This window comes from Bradyrhizobium sp. BR 10289, assembly GCF_019455385.1.
Classification (GTDB): Bacteria; Pseudomonadota; Alphaproteobacteria; order Rhizobiales; family Xanthobacteraceae; genus Bradyrhizobium.
Genome location: NZ_JACOFR010000001.1, coordinates 192,250 through 214,732, shown reverse-complemented (window position 1 = coordinate 214,732; position 22,483 = coordinate 192,250). Strand labels below are relative to the sequence as shown.

Here is a 22,483-nt window from a genome sequence, read left to right as displayed (position 1 = left end):
AACAGTGGGCACGGCGCAAGTGCGCCGTTGCCCACGCTGCGAGAGCCTACTTCAGCGGCTCCAGCACGGAGACGTAGTTGGCAACGGCCGCGCCGCCCATGTTGAAGATGCCGCCGAGTTTTGCATTTTTCAGCTGCATGCCCTCGGGCGCCTGGCCTGCGAGCTGCATCGCGGTCATCACGTGCATGGAAACGCCGGTGGCGCCGATCGGGTGGCCCTTGGCCTTGAGGCCGCCGGACGGATTGACCGGCAGCTTGCCGTCCTTCAGCGTCCAGCCCTCCTTGATGGCGCGGGCGCCCTGCCCCTTCGGCGTCAGGCCCATCGCTTCGTACTCGATCAGTTCGGCGACGGTGAAGCAGTCATGGGTCTCGACGAAGGAGAGATCGTTGAGCGTCACGCCCGCCTTCTCCAGCGCGCGCTGCCAAGCGACCGTGCAGCCCTCGAACTGGAGGATGTCGCGCTTACTCATCGGCAGAAAGTCCTGGGCGTGCGCGGTGGCGCGGAAGCCGATCGACTTGGCCATGGTCTTGGCGGTCTCGGCATCGGCCAGCACCAGCGCGGCGGCGCCGTCGGAGACCAGCGAGCAATCGGTGCGCTTGAGCGGACCGGCCACATAGGGGTTCTTTTCGCTTTCGGCGCGGCAGAAATCGAAGCCAAAATCCTTGCGCATCTGGGCGAAGGGATTGGCGACGCCGTTCTTGTGGTTCTTGGCCGCGATCAGCGCCAGCGCATCGGACTGGTCGCCGTATTTCTGGAAGTACGAGCTGGCGATCTTGCCGAACACGCCGGCAAAACCGCCGACGGTGTCGCCATCCTCGGGCAGGTAGGACGCCTTGAGCAGGTTCTTGCCGATCTCAGGGCCCGGGGTGCGGGTCATCTGCTCGACGCCGACGACCAGCACGATCTTGGCGGCGCCTGCGGCGATCGCGCGCAGGCCCTGGTGGACGGCGGCCGAGCCGGTGGCACAGGCGTTCTCGACACGGGTCGCCGGCTTGAAGCGCAGCTTCGGGTCGGCCTGGAGCACCAGCGAGGCGGTAAAATCCTGCGCCGAGAAGCCGGCGTTGAAATGGCCGAGCACGATCTCGTCGACGTCGGAGGCCGAGATGCCGGCATCGGCCATCGCCTCATTGGCGACGCGGGTGACGAGGCTTTCGACGGTTTCGGTGTCGAACTTGCCGAACGGCGTATGCGCCCATCCGACGATGCTGGCGGTCATGGTCTCTTCTCCCTGAAATCTCTTCCTGAGCTAAGTCTTAGCGCAGGGTTGGCAAGACTTCACGCAGGTTTAAGGGCCTGGAGGGTGCGCTGGCAGATGGCAGTTATGCCGGCCCAGTTCCCGGCTTTGATCTCGGCCGTCGGGCACAGCCAGGAACCGCCGACCGCGACCACGTTGGGCTCGGCCAGCCAGGTCGCCGCATTGGCCTCGCCCACCCCGCCCGTGGGGCAGAACCGCACGTTCGGGAACGGGCCGCCGAGGGCACGCAGGCCCTTGATGCCGCCGGCCTGCTCGGCGGGGAAGAATTTCGCGACGTCGAAGCCGTGCGACAGCGCCAGCATCAGCTCGGAGGCCGTGGCAATACCCGGCGCGAACGGCAGGGAGCTATGGGCGGCGGCTGCGAGGAGATCGGAGGTCAGGCCCGGGCTGATGCCGAAGGCGACACCGAGCTTCTCGACACGGACGAAGTCGGCCGGCGTGAGGATGGTGCCGATGCCGACCACCGCGTCGGGGACTTCGGACATGATCGCCCGCGCCGCCTCAATCGCAATGGGCGTGCGCAGGGTCACCTCCAGAGTGCGGACGCCGCCCGCCACGAGGGCTTGCGCCAGCGGCACGGCATCCTGGATCCGCTCGATGGTGAGGACGGGAATGACGGTCGCGGCCTTGAACAGCGCGACGAGGTGGTTCTGTTGGGCAGCAGTGGGCATATTGGCTTTCGTCTCACTTGGTCGCTTGACGCGTGGGCGCAGCGCGGTGCCGCTTCTTCGGCGGCATGGCATAGCCCGGAATGATGGCGCCAGGATAGCAGATCACGAGGCTGGCGAGGCGGTGTCCGGCCTGGGCGGCCTCGACCGGATCGGAACCGCCGAGCCGCGCCGCGATATAGGCCGCGGCAAAGCTGTCGCCGGCCGCGGTGGTGTCAACCACGGGCTTGGTCATGGGTTCGGCGCGGACCTCGCTGGTGCCGCCGGGGAAGCGCAGCAGGCTCACGGGCTCGGCGAGGCGGAACACCAGTTCGGACGTGGGGATGCGCGCCATCAGCTGGTCCTGGTTCTCGCCAGGATAGAGCGCGAGCAGATCCTCGGTCGAGGTCAGCACGATGTCGGCGGCCGCAAACGCCGTGGCGAACACCTCGCGCGCGACATCGCGGTCGGGCCAGCCGCGCGCGCGAAAATTGGTGTCGAACACGAAGCGGGTGCCGAGCAGGCGCGCACGCTTGATCGCAGCGAACAGGCGATCGCGCCCGGCTGCGTCATAGATCGAGAGCGTGATCGCGGAGAGATAGACGATGTCGTAGCTCATCAGCGAGTTGAGCAGCTCGTCCGTCTCCGGCAGGCTCATCAATTCCCGCGCCGCCGCGCTGTCGCGCCAGTGGAAGAACTGGCGCTCGCCGTTGGCATCGGTCTGGATCATGTAGAGGCCGGGCAGCTTGCCCGGCAGCCGCACCACGCGCCTCGTGCCGATGCTCTCCGCGTTCCAGGCCGCGATCATCTCGTCGCTCAGGGCGTCATCGCCGAGCGCGGTGAGATAGTCGACCTTGACGTCGAGACGCGCCAGATAAACCGCCGTGTTGAGGGTGTCGCCGCCGAAGCCGCGCGAGTAGAGCCCACCGCCCTGCCCGGCAGAACCACCCTGAGCCTGCCGGAGCTCGACCATGCATTCACCGATGCAAGCAACGCTCGCCATCGTCATATCCACGCTGTTGATGGGTCGGATCAGGCGACGAAATTGCCGCCGAGCTCGTCCTCGATGTGAATGCGGATGATATCGTCGAAGCTCTTCTCTTCGGTGGTGAAGCCGAGCTCGCGCGCCCGTTTCGCCTCGAAATTGCGCGGCCAGCCGCCGACGATGCTGATGATGAAGGGATCGGGCTCGTGCTTGATGCGGGCGGCGACCCTGTCGCCGGCGACGCGCCGGAGCGCCGCGATCTGCTCGCCGACCGTCGCCGAGAAGCCGGGCATGGTCAAATTGCGGCGCGGACCGACCTTGGCGAGGTCCATGGTGCCGGCATGCAAGAGGAAGCCGACCGCCGAGCGCGGCGTGGCGTGCCAGTGGCGAACGTCCTCGGAGACCGGGAGCACCGCTTCCTTGCCGGCCAACGGCTCGCGCAGGATGTTGGAGAAGAAGCCCGATGCCGCCTTGTTGGGCAGGCCGGGCCGGATGCAGATGGTCGGCAGACGGATGCCGATGCCGTCGAGGAAGCCGCGGCGCGAGTAATCCGCCAGCAGCAATTCACCGATCGCCTTCTGGGTGCCATAGCTGAGCAACGGGGTGTGGAAGAACTCATCCCCGATCGCGTCCGGGAACGGCGCGCCGAACACCGCGATCGAGGAGGTGAACACCACGCGCGGCTTGTAGCCGCCCCCGACCAGGCGGATGGCGTCGAGCAGCATCCGCGTGCCGTCGAGATTGATGCGGTAGCCCTTGTCGAAATCGAGCTCGGCCTCGCCCGAGACGATCGCGGCGAGATGGAAGATCGCATCGGGACGGCCGGCGATCAGCTTCTCGGCCGCGCCCGGGACGGCGAAATCGCCGGACACCGTCTCGACGGGGAAACCGGCCTTCTCCGGCTTCTTCGGCTCGACCACGTCATGCATGGTCAATTTGGTGATGTCGCTCTTGCCGAGCCGGCCGTCGCGGAGCAGCCGTTCACAGAATTTACGGCCGACCATGCCGGCAGCGCCGAGAACCAGAATGTGCAAGAGCCTACTCCTTCTTATTGGCGCACTGCCCGCAGCGCGCCCTCATTGCGGCCCCGCTGGTCATTCCTTCACGGCGCCGGTCATTGCCGACACATAGTACTCTACGAAGAAGGAATAAAGGATAACTACGGGGACCGAGCCGGTCAGGGCCGCCGCCATCAGCGCGCCCCAATGATAGACGTCGCCGTTGACGAGCTCGGTGATGGCGCCGACGGGAATCGTCTTGTTCTCCGAGGAGGAGATGAAGGTCAGCGCATAGATGAACTCGTTCCAGGACAACGTGAACGCGAAGATGCCGGCCGAGATCACCCCCGGGAGCGACAGCGGCAGTGTGATCTTGATCAGGATCTGGAGCCGCGTCGCCCCGTCGATCAGCGCGCATTCCTCCAGCTCGTAAGGAATGGTGCGGAAATAGCCCATCAAGAGCCAGGTGCAGAACGGGATCAGGAAGGTCGGATAGGTCAGGATCAGCGCCAGATTGCCGTCGAACAGGCCGAGCTGGAACACGATCGCCGCCAGCGGAATGAACAGGATCGAGGGCGGCACGAGATAGCCGAGGAAGATCGCAAGGCCGACATAGCGCGAGCCGGTGTAGCGTAGGCGCTCGATCGCGTAGGCGGCGCAGACGCTGGCGAACAGCGAGATGAAGGTCGAGGACACCGAGACGATCACGGTGTTCCACATCCAGAGCGGATAGTCGGTTTCGAAGAACAGTTTCTTGATGTGCTCCAGCGTCGGATGCACGATCCAGAACGGATTGTACTTCTCGTAATCGTACATCTCCGCGTCCGGCTTGAACGTCGCGACCGCCATCCAGTAGAACGGGAACAGCAGGAAGAAGATGATCAGCAGAAGCGGAAGATAGACGCGCAAGAACTTTCGCGGGAAGCTCTCGAGGTAGTCCATTCCGACGCTTTGGTCTTCCACGGTGGTCATGATCAGTCCCTCCCGCCCTGCTGCCAGCGGGAGCGCTGAAGCCCGAAGAAGCTGAGCAGGATCGCCGCGACCAGGAACGGGATCATCGCGTTCGAGATCGCCGCGCCCTCGCCGAGATTGCCGCCGGTGATGGCGCGCTGGAACGACAGCGTCGCCATCAGATGCGTGGCATTGATCGGCCCACCCCGCGTGATGGTGTAGATCAGCTGGAAATCGGTGAAGGTCATCAGCACCGAGAACGTCATCACGACCGCGATGATCGGCGACAGCATCGGCAGCGTGATGTGGCGGAAGCGCTGCATGTTGGTGGCGCCGTCGAGATTGGCGGCCTCGTAGAGCGAGGGCGAGATGGTCTGCAATCCCGCCAGCAGCGTGATTGCGACGAAAGGCACGCCGCGCCAGATGTTGGCGGCGACCACCGACAGGCGCGCATTCCAGGGATCGCCGAGGAAGTCGATATAGCGCGTGATCAGGCCGGCCTTGATCAGCACCCAGGAGATGATCGAGAACTGGCTGTCATAGATCCACCAGAACGCGATCGCGGAGAGCACCGTCGGCACCACGAAGGGCAGCAGCACGATGGCGCGGATCATCGACTTGAACGGCAGGTGCTCGTTGAGCAGCAGCGCCAGATAAAGGCCGATGGCAAATTTCACGATGCTCGCGGTCACCGTATAGAAGATGGTGTTGAACACCGAGAGCCAGAACACCGAGTCCTTGGCCAGCGACACGAAGTTGGCAAAACCGATATAGCGCCCGGCCCCGCCGATCTTGGTGTCGGTCATGCCGAGCCAGAAGCCCAGCGCCAGCGGGTAAGCGAGAAACAGGATCAGGATGGCGATCGCCGGCACCATAAACATCGCGCCGAGAAAATTCCGGCTCTCGAATGCCCTGGTCCACAGGCTGCTGCGCTTGACGTGCGCGGCGACGGGCTCGGCGATGACCGCCATGTCGAACTCCCCTCAAAGAACAGGCGCGGCGTCCGGAAAACCGGACGCCGCGCAGATTGGAGCTGATCAGACCTGGTAGTAGCGCTTGGCGCGCTCGGCGGCGCGCGCGGCCGCCTGCTTCGGCGTCGCCGAGCCGGAGGCGGCCTCGGCGAACATGTCGACGACGACGAAGTCACCCATCACGGCCGCGGAGGCATAACCGAGATCGCCGGCATAGCCGTTGTCGCGGCAGCGCTTCAGGCAGTCGCGGTACGGGGTGATCTTCGGATCCGACGTCCACACCGGGTTGTCATTATAGGCCGGCAGCGGCGGCGACACGTAGCCGTTGGAAGCGACCTCCCAGGCGTCGTAGTTCTCCTTGTCCATCATGAACTTGATGAACTCCTTGACCGCCTTCGGATACTTCGAGTGCTTGTAGCCGTAATAGACCAGCACGTTCTGCTGTTCGGTCGGCACGCCGACCGGGCCGATCGGCATCGGCGCGTGGTCCATGTCCTTGGCGATCTCCTGCTGCTTCGGATCGGTGGAGTTCTTGCCGACGGTCCAGATCGAGATGCCGTTCAAGGTCAGGCTGAGTTCGCCGTTGAGGAACGCCTTGTTATTGTTCGAGTCGTTCCAGGACAGCACGCCCGGAATGAAGGTTTCGTAGAGCTGCTTGACGTACTCGATCGCGGCGATCGTCTCCGGCGAGTCGATCACGACCTCGTTCTTGTCGTTGACGACCTTGCCGCCGAACGCCCACAGCGCCCACTGGCACCAGCCGTTTGCATCGCCCGTGGCATGGCCGAGCGCGAAGCCGGCCGGCGTGTTGTTCTTCTTCAGCCCCTGGCACAGCTTGAGGAAGCCGTCGGTGTCGGTTGGGAATTTCTCGAAGCCCGCCGCCTTCATGTGGCTGACGCGGTAGTTCAGGCAGCCGCCGGTCGCGCCTTGCGGAATGGCGATCCAGCCATTGCCCTTCTTGCCGTAGCGCTCGGCCACCGGATACCAGCCGCCATACTGCTTGCCGAGATAGTCCGCGACGTCGGTCACGTCGATCAGCTTCTCGGGAAATTTGTGGGGGTCGTCGAGCGTGCCGATGATCAGGTCGGGACCGGCGCCGACATTGGCGGCGACCGCAGCCTTCGGACGGATGTCCTCCCAGCTCTCGGCCTCGAGCTTCACCTTGACGCCGGTCTTCTCGGAGAACTTCTTGGTCTGCTCGGCGAACTTGTCGAACTCGGCCTGGATGAACTGCTTCCAGCGCAGCACCCGGATGGAGGCGTTCGGCTCGGGCGTATTGGTCCACTCGGCAGCACGGACCGGGACGATGCCCGGGCCGGCCAGCAACGCTGCGCCGCCCAGGCCAGCTTTAAGCACACTTCGCCTGTCGAAATTGCTCATCGTTCTCTCCCTGAATTTTATAATTTGTATTTTGGTAGTCTTGGGCAGTTTTGGGCAGTTCTGCGACGTCGCTACAGGCGTTTGCCCGTCGCGTCGTCGAACAGATGAATCAGCGAGGGGTCGGGCTTCAGCCGAACCTTGTCGCCCGGGTTGAACTGGTGGCGTTCGCGGAAGACCGCGACGACCTGCTCGCCGCCAACCTTGGCGAACACCTGCGTCTCCGATCCGGTCGGTTCGACCACGATGATCTCGGCATCGGCGCCATCATCCGCGATGGTGAAATGCTCAGGCCGCACGCCATAAACGGCGGGACGGCCGTCGGAGTTCGCCGGCGCATTCTTCAGCGGCAGCTTGACGCCGTTCGGACCCTCGAAGGTCGCGACGCCGTTGACGCGCACATGCCCCTTCAGGAAGTTCATGGCAGGCGAGCCGATGAAGCCGGCGACGAACTGGTTTTCGGGCTTGTCGTACAGCTCGAGCGGCGTGCCCATCTGCTCGACGATGCCGTCATGCATGACGACGATCTTGTCGGCCATGGTCATGGCCTCGATCTGGTCGTGGGTGACGTAGACGGTCGTGGTCTTGAGCCGCTGGTGCAGCTCCTTGATCTCGGTGCGCATGGCGACGCGCAGCTTGGCGTCGAGGTTCGACAGCGGCTCGTCGAACAGGAAGACCTGGGGATCGCGCACGATGGCGCGGCCCATGGCGACGCGCTGGCGCTGACCGCCGGAGAGCTGACGCGGATAACGATCCAGCAGCGGCGACAGCGCGAGGATCTCGGCGGCGCGCTTGACGCGCTTGTTGATCTCGTCGGAGCTCGCATTGCGCAGCTTCAGCGAGAAGCCCATGTTCTCGCCGACCGTCATGTGCGGGTAGAGCGCGTAGTTCTGGAACACCATCGCAATGTCCCGCTCCTTGGGCTGGACATTGTTGACGACGCGGTCGCCGATCGAGATCGTGCCGGAGGTGATGTTCTCGAGGCCTGCGAGCATGCGCAGAAGCGTCGACTTGCCGCAGCCGGAAGGGCCAACCAGGACGACGAACTGACCGTCCTCGATCGGAATCGAAACGCCGTGCAGGACTTCAAAATTGCCGAACGATTTCCGCACGTCGCGGATTTGCACAGACGACATCTAGTTCCCTCCTCACGAGTCCACGACGCCTCTTGCGCCGCGACCGTCTTGCTTTTCAGACTTCACCAACCGAAGCCCGGTCTTACCAGGCGACATTGTCGGCAGTTTGTGCGGTTTTGGCAATTTGTCTTTGGTTAGTCTGTGCTGGTAGCGCTGTCAACGATCCTTTGGTTTCGACAATGGCTATGCTAAGAGCAGCAAATGGGTCGAAAACGCACCAAGTCAGGCAAAATCCGGCTGGCGGAAGTCGCCGAGCTTGCCGGCGTGAGCCCGATCACCGCGTCCCGCTTCTTCCGTAATCCGGAGGCGCTGTCGGTCGCCAAGCGAACGCGGGTCGAGAGCGCAGCCAGGGAGCTTGGCTATGTGCCTAACCTTGCGGCACGGGCGCTGGCCTCGCAACGCACCGAAGTGATCGGTGTCTTGATTCCGTCACTGACCAACAACGTGTTCTCCGACGTGCTGCGCGGCATCTACGACGCCTCCGAAGGCAGCCGCTACTCGATCCAGCTCTCCAACACACGCTATAGTATCCTGCAGGAGGAGAAGCTGTTGCGCCTGTTTCTGGCGCAGAAGCCGGCCGGGCTGATCGTGACCGGCATCGACCAGACCGCGGAATCGCGCGCGATGCTGGAGGCGGCCGACTGCCCGATCGTGCAGATCATGGAGATCGGGCCCAGCCCGGTCGACATGATGATCGGCTTTTCCCACTATGATGCAGCGCGGGCGGCGATTACCCATCTGTTCGCGCAAGGCCACCGCAGGATCGGCTTCGTCGGCGCGCGGATGGATCCGCGGGTGCAGCGGCGGCTGGACGGATACGTCTCCGCGATGAAGGATGCCGGCCTGTTCGAGCAGCGCCTCGTGGTCACGACGGCGACGCCGACCTCGGTGACATTGGGCGGCGCCCTCTTCGCCGATCTCCTCGCGCGCGAGCCCGACATCGACGCGGTGTTCTGCGCCAATGACGACCTTGCACTCGGCGTTCTCTTCGAATGCCGGCGGCGCGAGATCGCAGTGCCGGAGCAGATCGCGATCGTCGGCTTCAACGACCTCGAATTCATGGCCTCCGCCGTCCCCACTCTCACCAGCGTGCGTACCAACCGCTACGAGATGGGTAACACGGCCGCCACCATGCTGATCGAAGCAATCGACGGACGGCGCCCGGAGCAGCCGGTGCTCGATCTCGGCTTCAAGGTGATCGAGCGGCAAAGCTCGTCCTCGCGCCATCAGGACAACAGGCTGGCCGCATCGGGCGGCGGCGCTGCGAACAAAATGGTAGCGTTACCAAGTAGCCATGACTAGTATCGAACTTGTGAGGAAACGACCCGCCAACGGGCAGGCCCACCATCGCTCACGCCGTTGGGCATCGCACAAGCCGACAGCCTCGAACCGAAGCCAGTGCGTTTGCATCGCAGGAGAAACCAATGACAAAAAAGCCAACCAATGGGCATGCGCCCGCCGGTAACGGCACCCGCCGCCACCTCCGCTCGCAGGAGTGGTTCAACAACCCGCATAATCCGGGCATGACCGCGCTCTATATGGAGCGCTATCTGAATTACGGCCTCACCCGCGCCGAGCTGCAGTCCGGCAAGCCGATCATCGGCATCGCCCAATCCGGCAACGACCTCTCTCCCTGCAACCGCCATCATCTCGAGCTTGCCCATCGCGTCCGCGAGGGCATCCGCGAGGCCGGCGGCATTGCGATGGAATTCCCCACTCACCCCATTCAGGAAACCGGCAAGCGCCCGACCGCGGCGCTTGACCGCAACCTCGCTTATCTCGGCCTGGTCGAGATCCTCTACGGCTATCCGCTGGACGGCGTGGTGCTGACCACGGGCTGCGACAAGACCACGCCCGCCATGATGATGGCGGCGGCAACTGTCAATTTGCCCGCGATCGTGCTGTCGGGCGGCCCGATGCTGAACGGCTGGCATAATGGCGAGCGCACCGGCTCCGGCACGATCGTCTGGAAGTCGCGCGAGCGGCTCGCGGCCGGCGAGATCGACTATGAAGAGTTCATGGAGATCGTGGCCTCCTCTGCGCCGTCGGTCGGCCATTGCAACACCATGGGCACCGCCTCCACCATGAACGGCCTTGCCGAAGCGCTCGGCTTCTCTCTGCCGGGCTGCGCGGCCATCCCCGCGCCCTATCGCGAGCGTGGCCAGATCGCCTACGAGACGGGAAAACGCGCCGTCGAGATGGTCTGGGAAGATTTGAAGCCGTCGGACATCCTGACCCGCAAGGCGTTCGAGAACTGCATCGTGATCAACTCGGCGATCGGCGGCTCGACCAATGCGCCGATCCACATCAATGCGCTCGCCCGCCACATCGGCGTCGAGCTGTCGATCGAGGACTGGCAGAAATTCGGCCACGACGTGCCGCTCTTGGTCAACATGCAGCCGGCCGGCTTCTATCTCGGCGAGGAATTCCACCGCGCCGGCGGCGTGCCTTCAGTGGTGCGCGAATTGATGAAGCACAAGCGCATCCATGAGGACGCGATCACCGTCAACGGCCGTGGCATTGGCGAGAACTGCAAGGACGCGCCCGCGCCCGACAACGACGTGATCCGGGCCTATGACAAGCCTCTGGTGAAGGACGCCGGCTTCCTGGTGCTGAAGGGCAATCTGTTCGATTCCGCGATCATGAAAACCTCGGTGATCTCCAAGGAATTCCGCGACCGTTACTTGAGCAACCCCAAGGATCCGAACGCCTTCGAGGGCCGCGCCATCGTGTTCGAGGGTCCGGAGGACTATCACGAGCGGATCGACGATGCCTCGCTCGACATCGACGAGCATTGCGTGCTGTTCATCCGCGGCACCGGCCCGATCGGCTATCCCGGCGGCGCCGAGGTCGTGAACATGCAGCCGCCGGCAGCCCTGATCAAACGCGGCATCCTGTCCCTGCCCTGCATCGGCGACGGCCGCCAGTCCGGCACGTCAGGCTCGCCCTCGATCCTGAACGCCTCGCCGGAAGCAGCCGCCAATGGCGGCCTCGCGATCCTCAAGACCGGCGACAAGGTGCGCATCGACCTCAACAAGGGCAGCGCCAACATCCTGATCTCGGACGATGAGCTGAAGAAGCGCCACGCCGAGCTCAAGGCCGCCGGCGGCTTCAAGCATCCGCCGAACCAGACGCCCTGGCAGGAGATCTACCGCAACACCGTCGGTCAACAGTCGACCGGCGGATGCATAGAGCTCGCCACGCGCTACCAGAACGTCGCCGCGGCGTTTGGCGTGCCGCGGGATAATCACTGACAGTGTCATTCCGGGGCGCGACGCAGTCGCGAGCCCGGAATCCATAACCACGATCGGGAGTATGGATTCCGGGCCTGCGCCTGACGGCGCATCCCGGAATGACGAACAACAATTCAAAAAAGGAGTGAAAAAATGGCAGACCGCCTCAAGGGTAAGCGCGCCGTCGTCACGGCAGCCGCGGCAGGCATCGGGCGCGCCTGCGCTCTCGCATTCGCGCGCGAAGGCGCAACCGTCATCGCCACCGACATCAACGAGGCCGGCATTGCCGATCTGACCAAGCAAGGCATCGCCGAGGTCGCAAAGCTCGACGTGCGCAACACCGCCGAGGTCAACGCCTTTGCAAAACGTATCGGCAAGATCGACATCCTGCTCAACGCCGCCGGCTTCGTGCATCACGGCACCATCCTGGAGTGCTCGGAGGAGGATTTCGATTTCTCATTCGACCTCAACGTCAAGTCGATGCACCGGACCATCAAGGCGTTCCTGCCCGACATGATCGCGGGCGGCGGCGGCAGCATCGTCAACATCTCCTCCTGCGCGGCCCTGAGGCCGCCGGCCAACCGCTACGTCTACAGCTCGTCGAAGGCGGCGGTGTCGCTGCTGAGCCGCGCGGTCGCGCTCGACTTCATCACCAAGGGCATCCGCTGCAATTCGATCTGCCCCGGCACCGTCGAGACCCCCTCGATGCTCGATCGCGCCGCAGCCCAAGGGCCGCAGGGCAAGGAGATGTTCATCTCGCGCCAGAAGATGGGCCGGCTCGGCACCGCCGACGAGATCGCCAACATGGCGGTCTATCTCGGCAGCGACGAGAGCGCCTTCACCACCGGCGTCGACCTCGTGGTCGATGGCGGCTACATGCTCTGACGCTCAAGGCAGCCGGTATGAACAAGATCGATCTCAACGGCCGCGTCGCCGTCGTCACGGGCGGCGCGCAGGGCTTTGGCCGCGCCATCACCGAGCGCTTCGTCGCCTCCGGCGCCAAGGTCGCGATCTGGGACTTCGACGCCGCGCTGGCCGAGAAGACTGCCAAGGCGATCGGCGGCGACACCAAGGTCATCAAGGTCGACGTCACCGACACATCAGGCGTCGAGCACGCCCGCGATGCGACGCTGGCCGCCTTCGGCAAGATCGACATCCTCGTCAACAATGCCGGCATCGCCGGCGTCAACAAGCCGGTGTGGGAGACCGACCTCGAGGAATGGCGCAAGGTGCTGCGCATCAATCTCGACGGCCCCTTCATCGTCTGCAAAGCGATCGTTCCCGAAATGCTCAAGCAGAAATACGGGCGCATCGTGAACATCGCCTCGATCGCCGGCAAGGAAGGCAATCCGAACGCCTCGCACTATTCCGCGTCCAAGGCCGGCCTGATCGCGCTGACGAAGTCGCTCGGCAAGGAGCTCGCCGCGCATGACATTCTCGTCAATGCGGTGACGCCGGCGGCGGCCAAGACCGCGATCTTCGACCAGATGACGCAGCAGCATATCGACTTCATGCTGTCGAAGATCCCGAAGGGCCGCTTCGTGCAGGTCGAAGAGCTCGCCGCGATGGTGAGTTGGCTCGCATCGGAAGATTGCGCCTTCTCCACCGGCGCGGTGTTTGATATCTCGGGCGGGCGCGCAACCTATTGAGGCCCGCATGATCCGGGAAGGTGGGGATCGGAGAAGCTCGCCTGGCTGACGCCCGACGATAATCTGGTGCAATATCAGGGGACGATTGCGGCGTGATGTCAGGCTTGCTGTGACGCGGTCGCGGCGCGCCGTCCCGTCGTGGTCGCGATCCAGATCCCGGCAAACACCGCGACGATGCCGGCCGCCAGATTCCAGCGCAGCGGTTCGGAGAGCAGCCAGGCACCGACCAGCGAGGCCGTGACCGGATTGACCGTCACGGAGATGGCGACGCGCGTCGGCGTCGTCCGCTCCAGCGCGAAGGCCCAGAGATAGAAGGTCAGCGCGGCGCCGAACGCGCCGAGATAAGAGGCGGCCAGCCATTGCGGCGCGCCGAAAGTGGCGACCGGCGCAAAACTGCCGCGGACATACGAGAGCAGGATGAGGCAGGCCGCGCCGGCGGCCATGCTCGTGGTCGTGAAGGCAATCGGGCTCGAGCGCCGGATCAGCGGCCTCGACCAGATGCCGTACAGCGCCATGCAGAGCGCCGCCGCCATCATCAGGAGATCGCCGCGCCAGGCGCCCGAGGGGGCCGAGGTCAGATCGGAGAGCAGCGCCACCGCGACGCCTGACGTCGCGACCACGACGCCGATCGATTTGCGCCAGGTCAGGACTTCGGCCCCAAGGGCGGCGCCAATCACGAGCGACAGCAGCGGGAGCGTCGACAGCGCGAGCGCGCCGCGCGCGGCGGTCGTGAAGATCAGCGAGGCGTTGAACAGGATCGGAAACAGGGCGAAGAACAGAATGCCGAGCCCGAAGGCGGCTGCCCAGTCGCCCCGCTCCGGCCAGCGATCACCGCGCAGCAGCGTCAGTGGCAGCAGCAGCAGAAAGCCGATTCCGAACCGGAACGAGCCGATCGCGAGCGGATCGAGGCTGCCGACAAGATAGCGCGTGGCGCCGATCGAGGTGCCGCCGAGCGCGCTCGACAGCACGGCAGCCAGAACACCAAAAATTTCTCCCACCTGTCCTCCCGCTGATGCCTTGCAGGCAGCATACGAGACGCGCCGAAACAGGGAATGGAATTTCCGTCATGGCAGGATAAGCTTTCGTCATGACCGCCTCTGCTCTCGATCCCGATCTGCTGAAGGCCTTTGTCGCCGTTGCCGAGCATCGCTCCTTCACGCGCGCGGCCACGGCGCTCAATCGCACACAATCCGCGGTGAGCGTCCAGATCAGGCGCCTCGAGGAGCGGCTCGGCACAAAACTGTTTCAACGCACCAGGGCCGGCGTCGCACTGAGCGCGGCGGGCGATGAGCTGCTCGTCTATGCGCGGCGGCTGCTCGACCTCAACGCCGAGGCCGTCGATGCACTGCGCGCATGCAAGCGCGAAGCGGTCGTCCGCCTCGGCGTGATGGACGATTACGGCACGATCGTGCTTCCGCCCTTGCTGGCGCGCTTTGCCGAAAGCCATCCGGAGATCAGGATCGAGGTCGAGACCGGGCTCACCGCGACGATGCCGGCCCGGCTCGGCGAAGCCTACGACCTCGTCATCGCCATGCATCCGGAAGGACGCGGCCATGGCGAGCTGCTGCGCCGCGAGCAGGCGGTCTGGGCTGCCTCCGAATCCTATCCCTGCGCAGCACAGGACACGCTGCCGGTCGCGCTCTATCCGCCGGGCTGCCTGTTCCGGCAATGGGCCGCGGAGGCGCTCGATGCGGCTGGCCGACCCTGGCGCCTCGCCTTTGTCAGCCGCACGCTTGCGGCGGTCGAAGCCATCGCAGCGCAGGGCCTTGCCATCACCGTCGTGAAAGCCGGTATCCTGCCCCCTCGCCTGCGCGTCCTCGCGAACGGCCTGCCGGCGCTGCCGGCGGCGGACATCCGCCTCCACCGCGCGCGCAATCTGTCGCGGCCGGCGGCGCTGCTGGCCGATCATTTACAGCTTGGGATTTCGGAACCGGCGTCCCATATGCTGACCTGACGCGTTGCCCCATCACCGGATCGGCCGGGTTGGCTGCAAGGCCACGAGGCAAGCCGGGACTGACGAGCCGTGAACCTTTCCTTTTATGACCTGTCGGTCTGGATCCTTCCGCTCCTGATCGCCATCACCTTCCACGAGGCCGCGCACGCCTTCGTCGCGGACCGTCTCGGCGACAACACCGCCGCGCAGCTCGGCCGCGTCAGCTTCAACCCGATCAAGCATATCGAACCGTTCGGCACCGTGATCCTGCCGGCGATGCTGCTGTTCGCGCATTCACCCTTCCTGTTCGGCTACGCCAAGCCGGTGCCGGTGAATTTCCGCAAGCTCAACAACCCCAGGCTCGACATGGTCTGGGTGGCCCTGGCCGGGCCCGTGACCAACATCCTGCTGGCGCTCGTGGCGGCGCTCGCCCTCCATGCCCTGCCGCTGGCCCCGGCCGGCTCGGCACAGTGGATCTTCGACAACCTCAAGAATACGCTGCTCATCAACGCGGTGCTGGCGGTGTTCAACATGATGCCGATCCCGCCGCTCGATGGCGGCCGTGTCGCGGTCGGGCTGCTGCCGCGACCGCTCGCTCTGCCGCTCGCCCGGCTCGAGCCATATGGCATGCTGATCCTGATCGGCCTGCTGATTCTGCTGCCGCTGGCCGGCTCGCAGTTCGGTCTAAATCTTGATGTTATTTCAGCAATACTGAGGACGTTGACCGGTTATGTGATTCAGGCTGTTCTCTTTCTGACCGGCAATGCGTAGTTGAAGAGAACACCCCGAACACAAGCCGAAAGGCTCGAGGCCGACTTGGTCAAAGCTGCCGATATGCTGATCGCGCGACGCGCGGACACCCGCGCCCGCGCTGATTTTGCCACCTGGAAGATGATGGCGAAGCTCAACGGGTCATCCGCGCTGCCTCCGGAGGCCCAGGAGTTCCTGACCAGCTACAAGAACCTCTTAGCGCAGATGAGCGAAGGCGAGGCCACCGAGGCCACCATCGGGGCGATCTACAAGGCCTATTATGCCGAGATGGGCGGTGCGGGAACCCCGCCCGACGTCCGGCCCCGCCCGCCGGAGCCGGCGGCGGACAATGTTACCGCCTTCCGGCGCCCGGCCCCCAAGCCGAAGGCCAAGGTCAGTTTCTTCGGGTCGGCCGCCAGCGGCGCCCAGAAGCGCCCGCTTCCGGTCGCGCTGATCTTCGCCTGCCTGGTCGTGGTCTATGTCGGGATCCGGCTCTACTGGCGCTGAGCCTGTTTCTTCTTTTTCTTCTCGTCCGGCGGCTTGAAGACGATCTCGACCGTGCGCTCGATCCGGTCTTCGGTCAGCGCGGCAGGCGGCTGCGGGAACGGGTCTGACTTGCGGACCATAGCGATCGCCGCGGCGTCGAAGGCCTTGTCCCCGGACGAGGTCACGACATCCACCGACAGCACATTGCCCATGCGGTTGAGCGCAAAGCTCACCTTGGTTGTCTCGTTCTTGGGGTCCTTGCCTTCCGGATTGACCTTGTGCGCCGAGAGGTGCGCGCTGATCTTGCGATTCCAGTCGGCGGTCACCTGCAGAACGTCCTTGCCGATGCCCATCACCGGCGCCGTGGCCTTCTCGGCCTCGCGCGTGGCCTCCTCGAAGGTCTGCCGCTCCATCGCAATCGACTTCTGCGCGGCCTCCATGGCCGGCGTTTCGACGGCGGCGATCTTGGGATCGTCGTCCTGCTCCTTCTTCGGCTTGTTCTCGGTGACGAGCCGATCGGCCTCCTCGACCTGCTGCGGCCGGTCCTGAGGAAGGTCGGTCTGTTTGACCTCGGCCTTCTGCTCGGGCATCTCCGGGCGCTCTTCCTGCTCCTCGGAATCCTGCGGCCCGGGCGCCTTGTCGGACTCCTGAGCCGGCGGCGAGGCCATCTCGACCGCGAATTCCGCCCCCGCAGCGCCCAGCCCTTCGCCGTCGTCAGACTTCAGATTTGCCAGCGCGAGCGCAGCGCCACCCACATGGAGGGCGACAGCCGCGACGGCGGCCAGCGTCCAAAGGCCGACGGCAGGCCAAATCCAAAGCCTTCGGGACGATCTAGGTTGGAGCTCGGCGTCAGACATGACTGACCTCTAGGGCTGCGCAGGGCTCGCGGCGGGTGTTCCCGCCGCCGCGGGAGGCCCTTCGAGCGCAACCAGCTTCACCTTGGTATAGCCGCCGGAGCGTAACAGCTCCATCACGCCCATCAACTCGCCATAGGGCACCGCGCGATCGGCGCGCAGGAAGATGTACTTGTCCTTGCTCATGTCGGGCGTCGCGTCGAGGGTCCCGATCAGCTGGGCGCGATGGACGGTCTCCTCGCCGATCGCGACCGTCAGATCGCGCCTGATGCTGAGATAGGTCGGCTTGTCCGGCTTCTTCTGTGGCATCGCGCTCGACGTCGGCAGATCGACCGGCAGGTCGACGGTGGACAGCGGTGCTGCGACCATGAAGATGATCAGCAGCACCAGGATGACGTCGATGAACGGCGTGACGTTGATGTCATGCGTTTCCGAGAAATCGTCATCGTCATCGTTGTCTGCGAGCGAAACGGCCATGCTTCACTCCGCCGCGCGCGAATGCACGCTGCCGTGGCTGCGGTCGAGATCGCGCGAGAGCAGCCGCGCCGCCGCACCCGAGGCACGGCTGACCAGTTCGAGATAGCTCTTCGTCACGCGCGAGAAGTGGTTGTAGATGATGACGGCGGGAATGGCGGCGACGAGGCCGATCGCAGTGGCCAGCAGCGCCTCGGCGATGCCGGGCGCGACGACGGCGAGGTTCGTGGTCTGCGACTTCGAGATGCCGATGAAGCTGTTCATGATGCCCCAGACCGTGCCGAACAGGCCGACGAAGGGCGACGTCGAGCCGATGGTCGCGAGCACACCCATGCCGATGCGGATGCGCCGCGCTTCAGCGCGCACGATCTCCTGGAAGCTCGAGGCCGCACGTTCCTTGATGCCGGCATCGCTGGACAGGCCCGCCGACATCCGCGCCTCGCGCAGCGCCGCCGCCAGGAAGGACGGCAGGATGCCCTCCTTGCCGCCGAGCGCCATCTGCGCTTCCGCAAGCGAGCGCGCTTCGGCGGTCTTCTTCAGCGCCGAACGCAGCTTGGTCGAGGCGACCGACAGCTCGATCGACTTGGCGATCAGGACGGTCCAGGTCATCAGCGATGCAAGGGCGAGCCCGATCATTACCGCCTTCACGACGACGTCGGCCGACAGGAACATCACCCAGGGCGACAATTCCTTCATGCCGGGTACGCCAATGGATACCGCTTCGGACTTCGCCGCGGCCGGCGGGGTCGCCGCGGGGGCGGCAGGCGCTGCTGGGGCGGCAATTGCCGGAGCGGGAGCTGCGGCCGGAGCCTGAGAAGTCTGCGGCGCGGCGGCCGGAGATTGTGTCTGGGCGGAAACAGGAGATGCGAGCCAGGCGGCCGCTAGCAACAGAACGGCGGCGAGGCTTGCAGGGGAGGACATGCTCTTCATACTTCGGCCCAGTAGCGAATGAGGTTGTGATAGATACCCGTCAATTTGACCGTTTCGGGATCGTCACGCCCGAGCCGTTCCACCAGCGCCTGTATCGCGGTGTCGAGGTCAAAGATCATGCTCCGGGCTTGATCGTCCCGTATCATGCTCTGAAGCCAGAAGAAAGACGCAACCCGCGTTCCCCTCGTCACCGGCGTGACCAGATGCAGGCTGGTCGAGGGATAGAGCACGCAGTCGCCGGCTGGCAACTTGACCTCGTGCGAACCGTAGGTGTCCTCGATCACAAGTTCGCCACCGTCATAGTCTTCCGGCTCAGCGAGGAACAGCGTGACCGACAGGTCGGTGCGGATGCGAAGGCCGGTCAGGCGGTCACCGCGGATCGCGTTGTCGACATGCAGGCCGAAGTGATGGCCGCTGTCCGCCGCATAGCGGTTGAACAGCGGCGGGAATATCTGGAGCGGGATGGCGGCCGCGATGAAGCGCGGGTTCGACGTCAGCGCCGAGATGATGCGGCTACCGAGTTTTCGCGCGACGTCGCTGTCGGGCGGCAACTGCTCGTTGCGCTTGACCATGGCCGACTGCGCGCCGGCGGTGGAGCGGCCGTCTTCCCAATCGCTAGCGTCCATGATGCGGCGGAAATCCGCCACATCATCCTTGCTCAGAACGCCTTCAATGCACGTCAGCATGACCCCTCGTCGTCACTCAGTAGCGCGCCGACACGACCACATAGGCGGCGCGTCCCGGCGCCTCGAGCACGAAGGGCGCGGCGCTTTGGTAAAGAGCGTCATAGTAGCGCTTGTCGAAGATGTTGTTTACGAACAGCTTGACCTGCCAGTTCTTGTTGATCTTGGCTTCCGCAAACATGTCGAACCGCCAATAGCTCGGGATCGATGTGCCTTGGTTGGCTGCGAGCAAGGTGCCGCCGTAGATCTTGGAGCGGTACACCGCCTGTCCGCCCAACTCCCAGATGTCGTTGATCTGATATTTCGACAGCAGGCTGAACGACTGATGCGCGATATTGGCGAGCGGCAGTCCGACATTGGTCGGATAGAGGGTCTTGTTCGCAGACGGCGCCAATGACTTCGTCACCTCGGACTCCATCAGCACGAGACCGCCGAACACGCTCCACTTGTCCGTGAGTTTGCCGCCAACGCCGAGATCGATGCCGCGGATGCGGTAGGCCGCACCGGCGGTGATGCAGGACACGGTGCCGGTCGTCGCCGGAGGATAGGGACAAGTTGCAGTTGCCGTCGCCGGGGTAATGTTCTGCGATTCTCGCGCGTTTTCCTTTTCGGTCTGAAACAGGGCCGCCGTCAGCAGGAGATGACGGTCGAACAACTCCCACTTCGTGCCGACCTCAATCGCCTTGTTCTTTTCCGGCCCGAAAATCTGGTTCGAATTGCCATTGAGCACCGGCGTAAGACCGCCATAGGCGGTGCTCGTCCCGTCGAACTCGGCACCAACGGGATTCGCGGAGGTGGCGTAGGCCACGTAGACGCTGCCATTCGGCAGTGGCTTAAGCGTGAGACCAAGGTTGAAGTTGGGGATCAGGAATTCTGCCGATTGCTGCCCAAACTGGCTCACGCCACCGATCGTTCCGTATCCCGACGTGTTGATCTTGTAATTGTCGTAGCGGAAACCGCCGTTGAGGATGAGGAGGTCGTGATAGTTCGCACTATCCATGACGTAGCCGCTGACGGTGTCGATGCCGATCTTGGTGGGCAGGCCCGCCAGCGCGAGCGCCTTGCCGGGCAAGTACGTGTCTTGTGGAGCGAAGACGCTGACGCCGGTCGGCGAGCCGGATGGGGTGGTCGGGATTCCGTTCCCCTCGGAGGTGAGGCCGAGATATTTGTCGATCGACGACCGCTCACGATCGACCTCGATACCCGCCAGCGCGGTGTGCTTGAAGCCGGCGCCATCCTGGAATTTGTAGGTCGCCTCGGTCTGGTTGGCGAGCACGTCGGTGATCTGCAGACGGCTCTGCGGATTCATGGTGAGGGTCGAAGCCGAGAGCGGGTTGGCGACCACCGGACTCTCCGGCAGTGTTCCGACGTAGTTCTGCGTAGAACGCGAGGCGCGGAACTTGTTGCTGACCGTCAGATCAGGTGAGATCTGCACTTCTGCGTTCAGCGTGCCGATATCCTGCCCGGTCCGATAAAAGTCGCGGTTGATCTGGCCATACCAGTTGTTCCGGTTGGCACCGAAGTCGGGGAACGGACCGCCAGCAGTCGACGACGTGCTTGGGCGATAATAGGGCACGCCAAAGTCAGGAACGCCGGTCAGTTCGGTATGAATATAATTCGCGGTGACCTTGACCGCGTCGATCGGCTTCCACGTCGTGGCGACGAAGGCGCCGTTCCGATTGTCCTTGACGTAGTCACGTCCAGCGACGTCGGCATCCTGGAACAGACCGCCGGCGCGGACGGCGAACGTCGGATCGATCACTTGGTTGACGTCGAGCGTGACACGCTTGGTCTGGTCGGTGCCAAACGTGGTGTCCATGTTGTAGAAGCTTTTCCCCGTCTTCGCTTCCTTGGTGACGATGTTGATTGCGCCGCCGGCAACGCCACGACCGGAAAAGGTCGAACCCGGACCGCGCAGGATCTCGACCTGCTCGGTGAAGAAGTTCTCGCGCACGCTGACGCCGGAATCGCGCACGCCGTCGATGAAGATGTCGTTGCGCGCGTCGAAGCCGCGGATGAAGAAGCGATCTCCGAACGCATTGCCGCCCTCTCCAGAGCCGAGAGTGACGCCGGCCGTGCTCAGGATCGCCTGCTTGAGCGACGTGGCGTTCTTGTCCTCGAGCACTTCCTTGCTGAGAACCGTGATCGATTTCGGCGTATCGACCAGCTTCTCCGGAAATTTGCCACCTGCCTGGACGTGGTCGACCTTGTAGGGCGCGGCGGGATCGGCATAGGGGTTCGCATCGGCCGGGCCAGATGGCGCGGCCGGAGCCGCCTGTTGCGCCGCCTGCTGCCGCTGCGCGGCGCGGCGAAGCGCGTTGCGCGCGCGGACCTGATCCGGCGTCGGCTTCGAGGCGGTTGGACGCGGACGCGCGACCGGCGCATCGACCGTCACCTGCGGCAGGTTCGACTGCTGCGCCTCGGCGCCGCTCGACACCGACGCCACCGCGATCAAGCTCGCGACTGCCGAAACCTTCTTGCCGGAAATGCCCGCGGACTTCTCATCCACCGGATTGAACGCTGCCGCCGAACGCAACGACTTCGGTGCGACCACCTGCCCCATTACACCACGCCCCATTTTCATGTCCGCTCATTCACTTCGACGAGCGATTAGGCTGTTGGTATCGGCGGCAAAATAGTGGGTCAATGCGCGCAGGCCGCGAGAACTCTTGAATAAGTCCAGATCAAAACGATTCTAAATTCCAGTTTGAAACGGTTCTAAAACAAAGATTGGAGCCGTTCTAAAACGCGCGAGAAAAACGCCGCAAAATGGCTGTGACGCGCGTAGCCTCAATCGCTGCTCGGCGGCTTCATCAGCGAGAACAATTCGTCGACGGTCTTCTGCGCGACCGCACGGACGCGATCGGTGTTGTCCATGCCGGCGATGTTGACGCCACCAACGACCGCTTTGATTTCGTCGCGAAAATCGGTGAGGAAGCGCAAGGGGTCGCGCTGCTCGTTGGCAACGCGCGCGATCAATCCCGTGATCAGGATCTGACACGCGATCAGCTTGCCGTTCAATTCGTCCATCCTGCGCTCCCTTGCCTGCGCTCTCTTGGGTGGCGGGCGCCGATATGGACGATGCTGATTTTCCTGACAACCGAAACGCTGCGCGCGCGACTTAGAACCGTTCTCGAATGGCGCAAGTCCCGGCGCTCGGGCAAACATTGC

22 protein-coding genes are annotated in these 22,483 nt (G+C 64.2%); 7 read left to right on the top strand and 15 right to left on the bottom strand.

Annotated elements, in window-relative coordinates; translation table 11 throughout:
* Positions 1–46: 46 nt before the first annotated feature.
* The 8 genes from HYH08_RS01025 to HYH08_RS00990 all read right to left on the bottom strand — a co-directional run bounded on the left by HYH08_RS01025 (position 47) and on the right by HYH08_RS00990 (position 8,320).
* Complete coding sequence (locus HYH08_RS01025) at positions 47–1,216, bottom strand: acetyl-CoA acetyltransferase (protein WP_220007877.1); 1,170 nt, start codon at positions 1,214–1,216, stop codon at positions 47–49.
* A 59-nt stretch (positions 1,217–1,275) separates the two neighbouring features.
* Positions 1,276–1,926 (bottom strand): bifunctional 4-hydroxy-2-oxoglutarate aldolase/2-dehydro-3-deoxy-phosphogluconate aldolase, encoded by a 651-nt coding sequence (gene eda / locus HYH08_RS01020; protein ID WP_220007876.1) that lies wholly within the window; start codon positions 1,924–1,926, stop codon positions 1,276–1,278.
* A gap of 13 nt (positions 1,927–1,939) precedes the next feature.
* The gene (locus HYH08_RS01015) at positions 1,940–2,905 is read right to left on the bottom strand and encodes a sugar kinase (protein ID WP_220007875.1); all 966 of its coding nucleotides are present in this window, start codon (positions 2,903–2,905) and stop codon (positions 1,940–1,942) included.
* Positions 2,906–2,934: 29 nt separating this feature from the next.
* Entirely contained in the window at positions 2,935–3,921 is a 987-nt protein-coding gene (gene denD / locus HYH08_RS01010) for a D-erythronate dehydrogenase (protein WP_220007874.1), read from the bottom strand.
* A gap of 60 nt (positions 3,922–3,981) precedes the next feature.
* Entirely contained in the window at positions 3,982–4,857 is an 876-nt protein-coding gene (locus HYH08_RS01005; RefSeq protein ID WP_220007873.1) for a carbohydrate ABC transporter permease, read from the bottom strand.
* Positions 4,858–4,859: 2 nt separating this feature from the next.
* On the bottom strand, positions 4,860–5,807 hold the full coding sequence (locus HYH08_RS01000) for a carbohydrate ABC transporter permease (protein WP_220007872.1): 948 nt from the start codon (positions 5,805–5,807) through the stop codon (positions 4,860–4,862).
* A 66-nt stretch (positions 5,808–5,873) separates the two neighbouring features.
* Entirely contained in the window at positions 5,874–7,187 is a 1,314-nt protein-coding gene (locus HYH08_RS00995) for an ABC transporter substrate-binding protein (protein ID WP_220007871.1), read from the bottom strand.
* Between the two features lie 71 nt (positions 7,188–7,258).
* On the bottom strand, positions 7,259–8,320 hold the full coding sequence (locus tag HYH08_RS00990; RefSeq protein ID WP_220007870.1) for an ABC transporter ATP-binding protein: 1,062 nt from the start codon (positions 8,318–8,320) through the stop codon (positions 7,259–7,261).
* A 201-nt stretch (positions 8,321–8,521) separates the two neighbouring features.
* Here HYH08_RS00990 and gntR point away from each other — a divergent pair, with 201 nt between their 5' ends.
* The 4 genes from gntR (at position 8,522) to HYH08_RS00970 (ending at position 13,202) form a co-directional block, all read left to right on the top strand.
* Complete coding sequence (gntR, locus tag HYH08_RS00985; RefSeq protein WP_220007869.1) at positions 8,522–9,622, top strand: HTH-type transcriptional regulator GntR; 1,101 nt, start codon at positions 8,522–8,524, stop codon at positions 9,620–9,622.
* 122 nt (positions 9,623–9,744) lie between these two features.
* Positions 9,745–11,574, top strand: a complete 1,830-nt coding sequence (locus HYH08_RS00980; RefSeq protein ID WP_220007868.1) for an IlvD/Edd family dehydratase — start codon at positions 9,745–9,747, stop codon at positions 11,572–11,574.
* 132 nt (positions 11,575–11,706) lie between these two features.
* Positions 11,707–12,438, top strand: a complete 732-nt coding sequence (locus HYH08_RS00975; RefSeq protein ID WP_220007867.1) for an SDR family oxidoreductase — start codon at positions 11,707–11,709, stop codon at positions 12,436–12,438.
* A gap of 17 nt (positions 12,439–12,455) precedes the next feature.
* A complete protein-coding gene (locus HYH08_RS00970) occupies positions 12,456–13,202 on the top strand; it encodes an SDR family NAD(P)-dependent oxidoreductase (RefSeq protein WP_220007866.1) in 747 nt (248 codons plus the stop codon).
* Between the two features lie 98 nt (positions 13,203–13,300).
* Here the strand turns inward: HYH08_RS00970 and HYH08_RS00965 are convergent, their stop codons facing one another.
* A complete protein-coding gene (locus tag HYH08_RS00965) occupies positions 13,301–14,200 on the bottom strand; it encodes a DMT family transporter (protein ID WP_220007865.1) in 900 nt (299 codons plus the stop codon).
* Between the two features lie 89 nt (positions 14,201–14,289).
* On the opposite strand from HYH08_RS00965, the gene HYH08_RS00960 reads away from it, so the two are divergent.
* The 3 genes from HYH08_RS00960 (at position 14,290) to HYH08_RS00950 (ending at position 16,392) form a co-directional block, all read left to right on the top strand.
* Positions 14,290–15,156: a LysR substrate-binding domain-containing protein gene (locus tag HYH08_RS00960; RefSeq protein ID WP_220007864.1), complete on the top strand. Its 867-nt coding sequence runs from the start codon at positions 14,290–14,292 to the stop codon at positions 15,154–15,156.
* A gap of 69 nt (positions 15,157–15,225) precedes the next feature.
* Entirely contained in the window at positions 15,226–15,906 is a 681-nt protein-coding gene (locus tag HYH08_RS00955) for a site-2 protease family protein (protein ID WP_220007863.1), read from the top strand.
* Between the two features lie 63 nt (positions 15,907–15,969).
* A complete protein-coding gene (locus HYH08_RS00950) occupies positions 15,970–16,392 on the top strand; it encodes a hypothetical protein (RefSeq protein WP_220008330.1) in 423 nt (140 codons plus the stop codon).
* Here the strand turns inward: HYH08_RS00950 and HYH08_RS00945 are convergent.
* The 6 genes from HYH08_RS00945 to HYH08_RS00920 form a co-directional block, all read right to left on the bottom strand.
* Complete coding sequence (locus HYH08_RS00945) at positions 16,380–17,228, bottom strand: energy transducer TonB family protein (protein ID WP_220007862.1); 849 nt, start codon at positions 17,226–17,228, stop codon at positions 16,380–16,382. The two genes, HYH08_RS00950 and HYH08_RS00945, sit on opposite strands and share 13 nt — an antisense overlap.
* A gap of 9 nt (positions 17,229–17,237) precedes the next feature.
* Positions 17,238–17,702 (bottom strand): TonB system transport protein ExbD, encoded by a 465-nt coding sequence (exbD, locus tag HYH08_RS00940; protein ID WP_220007861.1) that lies wholly within the window; start codon positions 17,700–17,702, stop codon positions 17,238–17,240.
* A gap of 3 nt (positions 17,703–17,705) precedes the next feature.
* Positions 17,706–18,629 carry a tonB-system energizer ExbB gene (gene exbB, locus HYH08_RS00935; protein ID WP_220007860.1) on the bottom strand — a complete coding sequence of 308 codons (924 nt, stop codon included), beginning with the start codon at positions 18,627–18,629 and terminating at the stop codon, positions 17,706–17,708.
* On the bottom strand, positions 18,626–19,315 hold the full coding sequence (locus HYH08_RS00930; RefSeq protein ID WP_220007859.1) for a Fe2+-dependent dioxygenase: 690 nt from the start codon (positions 19,313–19,315) through the stop codon (positions 18,626–18,628). Before HYH08_RS00930 ends, exbB begins: the two co-directional genes overlap by 4 nt.
* A 16-nt stretch (positions 19,316–19,331) precedes the next feature.
* A complete protein-coding gene (locus tag HYH08_RS00925) occupies positions 19,332–21,875 on the bottom strand; it encodes a TonB-dependent receptor (RefSeq protein ID WP_220008329.1) in 2,544 nt (847 codons plus the stop codon).
* Positions 21,876–22,102: 227 nt separating this feature from the next.
* The gene (locus HYH08_RS00920) at positions 22,103–22,342 is read right to left on the bottom strand and encodes a hypothetical protein (RefSeq protein ID WP_200494518.1); all 240 of its coding nucleotides are present in this window, start codon (positions 22,340–22,342) and stop codon (positions 22,103–22,105) included.
* Between the last annotated feature and the right edge of the window lie 141 nt (positions 22,343–22,483).